This window comes from uncultured Phascolarctobacterium sp., assembly GCF_902463975.1.
In the GTDB taxonomy this organism is placed as follows: Bacteria; Bacillota; Negativicutes; order Acidaminococcales; family Acidaminococcaceae; genus Phascolarctobacterium_A.
This window is the reverse complement of sequence record NZ_CABQHJ010000002.1, coordinates 108,046-116,655: the sequence shown is the minus strand read 5'-3', so window position 1 is coordinate 116,655 and position 8,610 is coordinate 108,046. Positions and strand designations below refer to the sequence as shown.

Here is an 8,610-nt window from a genome sequence, read left to right as displayed (position 1 = left end):
TCTATTTGGTTTAAGTTTTTTATCTTTGCCTCCTTGACTTTTTATAGTTAGTCTTTATTTATGAAAGTATTAATATAATTTTTCTAAAACAGCATCGTCAATCTTGAAGGTATGCTCCGGAGCAGGGAAGGTTCTTGCCTTAACATCGGCAATATATTCCTTTACTGCTTCTACGGTAGTATCATGCAGATTAGCATACTTCTTAACAAATTTCGGACAGAAACCGTTGGAAACACCCAGCAAATCATTGCATACGAGCACCTGACCGTCGCAGCCGTTGCCGGCACCGATACCGATGGTAGCCATGGTTTTCAGCTCAGCGGTTACCTTCGCAGCCAGTGCTGCCGGAACGCATTCCAGCACGCAGGCAAAAGCACCTGCAGCCTCCAAAGCCTTGGCATCATCAATCATTTTTTGTGCAGCGGCAATATCCTTGCCCTGTACCTTGAAGCCGCCCAGCTGATTTACAGATTGCGGAGTCAGACCGATATGAGCGCATACGGGAATGCCGGCCTGTGTCAGGCGCTCTACCAGAGGAACTACCTCGGAGCCGCCCTCCAGCTTAACTGCTGTACAGCCTGTTTCCTTCAGGAAGCGTGCAGCATTATACATTGCATCAACAATGCTTGCCTGATAGCTCATAAACGGCATATCGCCAACTACTAAAGCAGTGCTGTTGCCACGCATAACAGCCTTGGTGTGATGAATCATTTCATCCATCGTTACAGGGACTGTGGAATTATATCCTAAAATTACGTTACCCAGGGAATCACCTACAAGAATCATGTCTACGCCTGCTTCGTTCACGTTGCGGGACATTGCTACGTCGTAAGCGGTTATCATCGTGATAGGCTCGCCCTTTTGCTTCATTTCTTTAATCGTTGCGACTGTTACTTGTTTGTTAGCCATAATATCCTCCAAGCAAATTTCTCAGCTCATCAGCTGCTTTTTCGTCAATAGTGCCATTAGCAAGGGCCAGCGAGGTTGTCGCCAGGCCCAGAGAGCAATAGGCAGAAATTACAGCTGCCGGTAAGGCAGCAAGATGTTTCGCTACCGTGCTGACATCACCGCGGGCAATAGGTCCTGTAAGAACCGCCGCAGGATTTTGCGTAACCTGCAAATTAGCCGCCGTGCCTTTGAATAATGGCAGCAACGCTTCCCAGGCAGCTTCGTTGCTGCCGGTCCAGCGCGCCATCAGCTGCGCCGCCATAGCCTCCACCGCTACAGCATAGTTCGAGCAGATGCACGCTGCCGCATGGTAGGCCGCACGTTCTTCAGCCGGTACGCTGAACGCTTTACCGCCAAAAAGCTCTACGAGCTTTTTGCCTGCGTCCTGCGCTTCGCTGTCACCGTCCAACGCCATATACACACCTGCAAGCTGTGTATTGCCGCCGGCAAAACTCTGCAGCGGATGCAGGCTGCCTACGTGTGCTCCCAACTGCATAAGCGGAGCCAACGGCTCCAGTCCCACACTGCCGCTCACATGCAGCACAACCTTAGCTGCAGGCGTCACGCTTTGCGCCAGCTCCTCTGCTACCGTACCAATTAAACGATCCGGTACGGTAAGCAACAGCACGTCCGCTGCCTGCCACAGCTTCGCGTTATCCGTCACCGGTACGCCAAACTGCTGTGCCAGCTGTGCGCTGTGCTGCTCGGATGCAGCCGTAATGCCGGCCAGCACACCTGCTTCACGCAAGCTTGCAGCCAAACGGCTGCCAACGCGTCCACCGCCAATAATACCAACCTTCAAGATTGCCCTCCCTTCTGACCACAGGAGACGCTGTGCAAATTCAAGGCTACGGAATTGCCGATTAATGCCGAAGCATATAAAAAAGCGCATTCCGGTACGGAATGCGCATAGTTAGCCTGTTTGCGTCTTCGTCCCGGTCTTATAGATCCAAGCGAGTATTGACTTAAAATTTTTCAGAAGTAAGCTTTACTGTTAACTGCTCCAGCTCATCCTAAATGCTACTGTGCATCAGTAAATTTTACCGCACTTATAATAGCATAGAACTGCGCAGTTTGCAAGCAAAATATGCTATTATGAAAGAAAAATGCAAGGAGGTCATCAGCATGCCCTATGTAAACATCAAAATCACCAAAGAGGGTAACGTTACCCCGGAGCAGAAGCGCGCTCTCATCGAAGGCGCAACCAATCTTCTGCACGACGTTTTAGGCAAAAACAAATCCACCACTGTTGTCACCATCGACGAGGTTGATACAGATAACTGGGGCATCGGCGGCGTCCCTGTAACCGAAATCCGTAAAAACGCGGCAGCAAAAAAATAATTTTTTCCTTTATATTAAGGTGATTTTTCGTTAACCACAAAATAAGCAAAGATTGACAGCTATAACCACAAAATATAGCTGTCAGTCTTTTTTTATGCCCAGCCCTCATGGTTAACCATACTATTTTACTAGGTTGACATTAAAATTTTCACAGCGTATACTTAAGCTATGCTAAAGTTAACCTTGTAGAATCTTAAGTTAACCAAAATAAATTACGAAGGTGAATATTATGAGTAAAGGTCTTTTCATTACAGCAATCGGAACAGATATCGGTAAAACATATGTTACCGGCCTGCTTGTTAAACGCTTGCGTGATGCAGGTGTCAACGCAGGCTATTACAAAGCAGCACTGAGCGGCGCCGAAGAACAGCCCGACGGCACTTGGCTGCCGGGTGACGCAGACTTTGTTGCCAAAACTGCCCACATCCCTGAAAAACCGGAAAATCTTGTTTCCTACATTTATAAGGAAGCAGTTTCCCCGCATCTGGCAGCACTGCGCGAGGGCAATCCCGTAGAAATGGAAAAGATTGAAGCTGATTATCAGGCTTCTCTTGCCAAATATGATTACGTTACCATGGAAGGCAGCGGCGGCATCATCTGCCCTATCCGTTGGGATGAAGAGCACATCCTGCTCGAGGACATCATCAAAAAGCTTGATTTAGGTGTACTGGTAATCTCCAACGCAGCGCTCGGTTCCATAAACAACTGCGTGCTGACCATCTCCTACCTCAAGCAGAAAAACATTCCCGTCCGCGGCATCATTTTGAACAACTACGACGGCAGTAACTTCATGCAGGCCGACAACAAGCGTATGATGGAAGAAATTACAGCGGTCCCCGTACTTGCCTGCGTACCGCCGAACGCCAGCGAGTTGGATATTGATGTAGAAGTACTTAAAGGATTATATAAATAAAAATAAACAACCCCCTTTAGTCTCGCTAAAGCTCGACAGTTCCCCCAAGGGGGAACCAAGAAAGTCCTAATTACACGCTCTTACCTGCCCCTACGGGGAAGGTGCCGAACAACGTGAAGCAGAAGGGGGAATAAACAATAATGACACAAAACTCAGGAGGAAGAAAACATGAACGATAGAGTAGCAGATTTACAAAAAAGAGATTTAGCCCACATCTGGCATCCCTGTTCCCAAATGAAGGACTACGAAACCTTACGTCCTATCATCGTTGACCACGCTAAAGGCCCCTACCTCTACGCAGCCGACGGCACCGAATATCTCGACATCATCAGCAGCTGGTGGTGCAACCTCTTAGGTCACTGCAATTCCAAAATCAACGCTGCCATCAAAGAGCAGATTGAACAATTAGAGCACGTTATCTTCGTTAACTTCACCCACGAGCCTGCTATCAAGCTGTGCGAAGAGCTGGTTGATGTTCTCCCAAAAGGCTTGAACAAATTCAACTTTGCCGATAACGGCTCCTCTTCTGTAGAAATCGCACTGAAAATTGCCTTCCAATATCAGCTGCAGACCGGTCACCCGGAAAAACAGCGCTTCATGTGCCTCAGCGAAGGCTATCACGGCGAAACCATCGGCGCTCTTTCCGTAGGCAGCATGGACCTGTTCGCACAAATGTATAAACCCATGATGATGAATAACATCCATGTAAAGGCACCTGATTGCTACCGTTGCCCGTTTGCTAAAGACCGCGAGCACTGCCAATGCGAATGCTTCAAATTTGCTGAAGAAGCATTTGCTAAGTATGCCAAAGAAACCGCTGCTATCATCGTTGAGCCTATCGTTCAAGGCTGCGCAGGCATGCGTATCTATCCGCCTCTCTACCTGCAAAAGCTGCGTAAGCTCTGTGATGAATACGGCGTACTGCTAATTGCCGACGAAATTGCTACCGGCTTCGGCAGAACAGGCAAAATGTTCGCCTGCAACCATGCCGGTATCACCCCGGATATCATGACCATCAGTAAGGCTCTCACCGGCGGTTACCTGCCGATGGCTATTGTGTGCACCACAGACAAGATTTACGATGCCTTCTATGATGACTACAACAAAGGCAAGCAGTTCATGCACAGCCACACCTATGCCGGTAACCCCATAGGCTGCGCAACTGCCCTCGCTGTACTCAAGATTATGAAGGAAGAAAAAATTCTTGAGCATGCTGCCGAAAAAGCAGCATACTTCCATAATGCACTCATGGATACCTTCGGATCTCACAAGAACATCGGTGAAATCCGTCATATCGGCCTGATTAACGCGATGGAGCTTGTTACCGATAAGAATAAGAAAATCGGCTTCGACGGTAACCTGCGTATCGGCTACGAGATTTATAAAAAAGCACTGACTCATGGTCTGCTGCTGCGTCCTCTGGGCAACGTTATCTATTTCAACCCGCCGCTGAATATTGAAAATAAAGATTTGGATAAGGCTATAGCACTGGCTAAACAATCCATGGATGAGGTTTTAAAATAAGGAGTAATAAATGAAAGATTTAAACACCAGAGACCTGACCACAACCGCTTTATTGGCCATTCTGATTATCATTTCCGGCACATTCAGAATTCCCTCCCCGCTTGCTGGCGGCGAGTTCCAATTATCCTCGCCCATCGCTGTGCTCATCTGCGCCTGCTTCGGCTTTAAGCGTTATATTATCGCCGGTGTTTTAGCCAGCATGCTGGGTATGATGCTTGGTACGTACAACATCTTCAACGTAATTGTACAAATGGTATTCCGTCTTGTTGTCGGTGGCACAATGACGCTTTTGGGCACTAATCTGCTCACCGTCGCTATCAGCGGTCCAATAGGCACCTTCGCTGCACGCCTTGTGCTGTGGCAGGTTACTGGTGTTAGCTGGGTTGCACTCACCGCAGCAGCTGCTCCCGGTATGATTTTTACCGCGATTGCTGCCGGTGCATTCTATAAGCCCGCAAAACAGCTGCTTACCAAGGTTGCTTTGCTCAGAGGCTGATAAATAAGTTTAGAGAAGCCCCCTTTAGCCTCGCTGACGCTCGACAGTTCCCCCAAGGGGGAACCAAGAAATTCCGATTGCAGATTCTTGCCTGCCCCTTTGGGGAAGGTGCCGAACATAGTGAGGCGAAAGGGGGCAAATTTTAACACTGAATTCAAAACACAAAGGAGTTTTCCCTATGCCCTTATACAGCATCAAAATGCGCGCATCCAAAGGCGATTTGCACGTCAGCGGCGCTGAACGCATTATCCCGCAAGCCGATATCGGCAGCGCTGTCAGCGCCCTTACCGAACGCGCTCTGCACCACGGTCTCGGCCGCGCCGACTTCATCAATGTCAAGATGGAAGAGGTAGCACCGGAAAAGCTGGAATACCTCGACGCTCTGCCCGTCAGCAAACGTCCTGCAGACACGGTAGAAGAAACCTATAAAATCATGAAGGAAATGCTCTGCGAGCTGGGACTGGAAGCCAAGGCAGATGTATTAATCGACCTTTTACGTCACAACCACCCTATGCGCGGCGCCGTACTCTACGACGTTGCCACAAACTCCAGACTTGAGCCTGACCACGAGCGCGGCATCCGCGTAACCTATATGGACGCTGAAGGCGCGGCGAGCAACTGCAGCGGTAAAAACCACTTCCGCGAGGCCATCGTACTGGCCACTAAGGTTGTTAACGCCCCCGGCATCATCGCCGAACTGTGCCTTTCCGATGATCCCGATTACCTCGTCGGCTACCTTGCATCCTTAAAGCATGGTTATGTACGCCTCATGCCAATGAAGGAAATTGGCAATCCGCATGGCGGCCGCGTCTTCATTTTTGACAGCACCAGGGCTAAGGCTGAAGATGCTATCAATTACCTGGAAAAACAGCGTGTGCTTGTGCGCGGTCTGCCTGTCGAAAAGCCTGCTAATCCTGACCCACAGCAGATTTTTGCTGACGAATTAAAGCAGCTCAAGGAGCAGAACCTTTACCGCTGTCTGCGCACCATGGACAGCGAGCAGAGCAGCTACGTCGAAATGCAGGGACGCAAAATTTTAATGTTTGCCTCTAACAGCTATCTTGATTTAGCCGCAGACGCACGTGTAAAGCAGGCTGCAGCAGACGCCGCGCTCCAATGGGGCGCAGGCAGCGGCGGCAGCCGCCTGACCACAGGCAACACAGCCCTGAATGAAGCACTCGAAAGCAAGCTGGCGCAGTTCAAGGGTACCGAAGGAGCGCTGGTGTTCAACACAGGCTATATGGCCAACGTCGGCATTATCTCCGCGCTGTGCAATAGCGAAAGCGTTATCTTCAGTGACGAATATAACCACGCCAGCATTATCGACGGTGCACGCCTTTCCAAGGCTCGCATCGTTGTTTATAAGCATAACGATATGCAGGATTTGGAAGCGAAAATTCTTGCCACTCCCTGCAGCCGCGGCTTAATTGTCAGCGATGCTGTTTTCAGCATGGACGGCGATATTGTTGACCTGCCTGCACTCGTTGCGCTGGGCAAAAAATATCACCTGCTGACGATGATTGACGAAGCACACGCTACAGGAGTAATCGGTAAAACCGGTCATGGCACGCTTGAACATTTCGGCAGCACCTACAAGCCGGACATTCTCATGGGCACGCTCAGCAAGGCTCTCGGTTCCGAGGGCGGCTATGCCTGCGCCAGCAAGGTAATCATCGACTATCTCAAGAACAAAGCACGCAGCTTCATCTTCGCCACCTCGCAGGCTCCTGCTGCCCTTGCCGCAGCACTGCGAGCTATCGAGGTGCTGGAAGAAGAACCGCAGCGTGCGCAAATGCTGCAGCATAACGTTAAGTTTTTCTTAAACGCTCTGCATGCTGAAGGCGTAGAAGCCTACTCTCCCACCGCCATCATTCCTATTATCATCGGCGATGAGAAGTCCGCTCTGCAGGTTGCAGATGAGCTGCTGGCAAACGGCGTGCTCGCCCCTGCTATCCGCTACCCGACGGTAGCAAAGGGTACTGCGCGCCTGCGTGTTGCCCTCATGGCAACGCATACCGAAGCAGAGCTGTCGCAGACAGCGAAGCTGATTGGTGCAGCAATCAGAAAGTATAAAAAATAAAGCAATGCAGCCCAAAGCTGAGAAACCTAAAGTCTGACTTTATATTTCTCAGCTTTTGTTATCAATTCTATGACAATACGAAGGAGGAAACCACTCATGAAACCTATGGAGGGGATTAAGGTAATTGAACTTTCCAATATGCTGGCAGGACCAATGACTGCCAGAATTTTGGCCGAATGGGGAGCAGATGTTATTAAAGTAGAATCTACTAACGGCGACACCTGGAGAACGCAGGGAGCTACCTCTCTTTCTCCCACAACAGAAATCGCTAATCCTAATTTTGATATGCAAAACTTAAACAAACGCTTTCTTTCCATCAACACCAGAACAGCTGAAGGCAAAAATATCTTAATGAAATTACTGGAAACAGCAGATGTTTTTGTAACTAACTATCGTGTGCAGGCTTTAGAAAAAATCGGCCTTACCTACGATCAGTTAAAAGATGCTTATCCAAGGCTCATCCATGCTTCTGTACTAGGCTACGGTGAAGAAGGCCCGGAAAAAGACCGTCCCGGCTATGACTATACTGCATTTTATGCCAGAACAGGTCTTTTGGCAGATCTGGCTCCGGCAGGCGGCCCGCCACTTATGACTGTTGCGGGTTTTGGCGACCATAGCGTTGCCGCAGCACTTGCCGGTGCTATTGCAGCTGCCCTCTTCCGCAGAGAAAGAACAGGCGCAGGAGATAAGGTTGACGTTTCCCTTTTGCAGATTGGCACCTTTATTCTTTCCTCCGGCCTCCTAAACGGCTTCAATGGACGTCAATACCCCCGCAGTCATGAGGACTGCAGCCATGCATGCAGCAACACCTATCAGGGAGCTGATGGAGAATGGCTGTATCTGGCAATCATTGATTACCGCCGTTTCCCTGAATTCTGCCAGCTTATCGGTCTTCCTGAATTATTGAGCGACGCAAGATTTTCCACCGCTGCAGCCTATTACGAAAATAAAAAAGAGCTTGTCGCTATCCTTGATAAGAAATTCAGGGAGCAGCCTGTTGCCTATTGGCATGAGCTTTTATACGTTCACGATTTGCCGCATGAGGTACTCGCGCATTTTAAGGATGTGCCCAACGATCCACAGGTTATCGCCAACAATTATGCCTATCATTATGAATACAGTGACGGAACAAAAACTGTCTTTACCAACGGTCCGGCTCACTTCCGCTCTGTCGATCCAGCTGAAATTCCGCATAAAACCTCCGGCCCGATTGGCTGCGACACAGCAGAAATTCTCAAAGAGCTTGGCTACAGCGAGGAAAAAATCCAGTCGTTGTATGCAGCTAATGATATCCGTTAATTTATTTTC

The 8,610-nt window shown here is 49.3% G+C and carries 8 protein-coding genes; 6 read left to right on the top strand and 2 right to left on the bottom strand.

Features of this window, described 5'->3' with window-relative positions; translation table 11 throughout:
• Positions 1-69 precede the first annotated feature (69 nt).
• The gene (panB, locus tag RDW05_RS01370; RefSeq protein WP_307977563.1) at positions 70-909 is read right to left on the bottom strand and encodes a 3-methyl-2-oxobutanoate hydroxymethyltransferase; all 840 of its coding nucleotides are present in this window, start codon (positions 907-909) and stop codon (positions 70-72) included.
• Positions 902-1,750 carry a DUF2520 domain-containing protein gene (locus RDW05_RS01365; protein ID WP_307977562.1) on the bottom strand — a complete coding sequence of 283 codons (849 nt, stop codon included), beginning with the start codon at positions 1,748-1,750 and terminating at the stop codon, positions 902-904. Before RDW05_RS01365 ends, panB begins: the two co-directional genes overlap by 8 nt.
• A gap of 323 nt (positions 1,751-2,073) precedes the next feature.
• Between RDW05_RS01365 and RDW05_RS01360 the strand changes: the two genes are divergently transcribed.
• The 6 genes from RDW05_RS01360 to RDW05_RS01335 all read left to right on the top strand — a co-directional run bounded on the left by RDW05_RS01360 (position 2,074) and on the right by RDW05_RS01335 (position 8,601).
• Positions 2,074-2,289, top strand: coding sequence for a 4-oxalocrotonate tautomerase family protein (locus RDW05_RS01360; protein ID WP_246869428.1), 216 nt, complete (start codon positions 2,074-2,076; stop codon positions 2,287-2,289).
• 229 nt (positions 2,290-2,518) lie between these two features.
• Entirely contained in the window at positions 2,519-3,202 is a 684-nt protein-coding gene (bioD, locus tag RDW05_RS01355) for a dethiobiotin synthase (protein WP_304258209.1), read from the top strand.
• A 168-nt stretch (positions 3,203-3,370) separates the two neighbouring features.
• Positions 3,371-4,726, top strand: a complete 1,356-nt coding sequence (gene bioA, locus RDW05_RS01350) for an adenosylmethionine--8-amino-7-oxononanoate transaminase (protein WP_307977561.1) — start codon at positions 3,371-3,373, stop codon at positions 4,724-4,726.
• A 10-nt stretch (positions 4,727-4,736) separates the two neighbouring features.
• Positions 4,737-5,222 (top strand): hypothetical protein, encoded by a 486-nt coding sequence (locus tag RDW05_RS01345; RefSeq protein ID WP_307977560.1) that lies wholly within the window; start codon positions 4,737-4,739, stop codon positions 5,220-5,222.
• Between the two features lie 178 nt (positions 5,223-5,400).
• Positions 5,401-7,302, top strand: a complete 1,902-nt coding sequence (bioF, locus tag RDW05_RS01340) for an 8-amino-7-oxononanoate synthase (RefSeq protein WP_307977559.1) — start codon at positions 5,401-5,403, stop codon at positions 7,300-7,302.
• Positions 7,303-7,398: 96 nt separating this feature from the next.
• The gene (locus tag RDW05_RS01335) at positions 7,399-8,601 is read left to right on the top strand and encodes a CaiB/BaiF CoA-transferase family protein (protein WP_307977558.1); all 1,203 of its coding nucleotides are present in this window, start codon (positions 7,399-7,401) and stop codon (positions 8,599-8,601) included.
• The last annotated feature ends 9 nt before the right edge of the window (positions 8,602-8,610 follow it).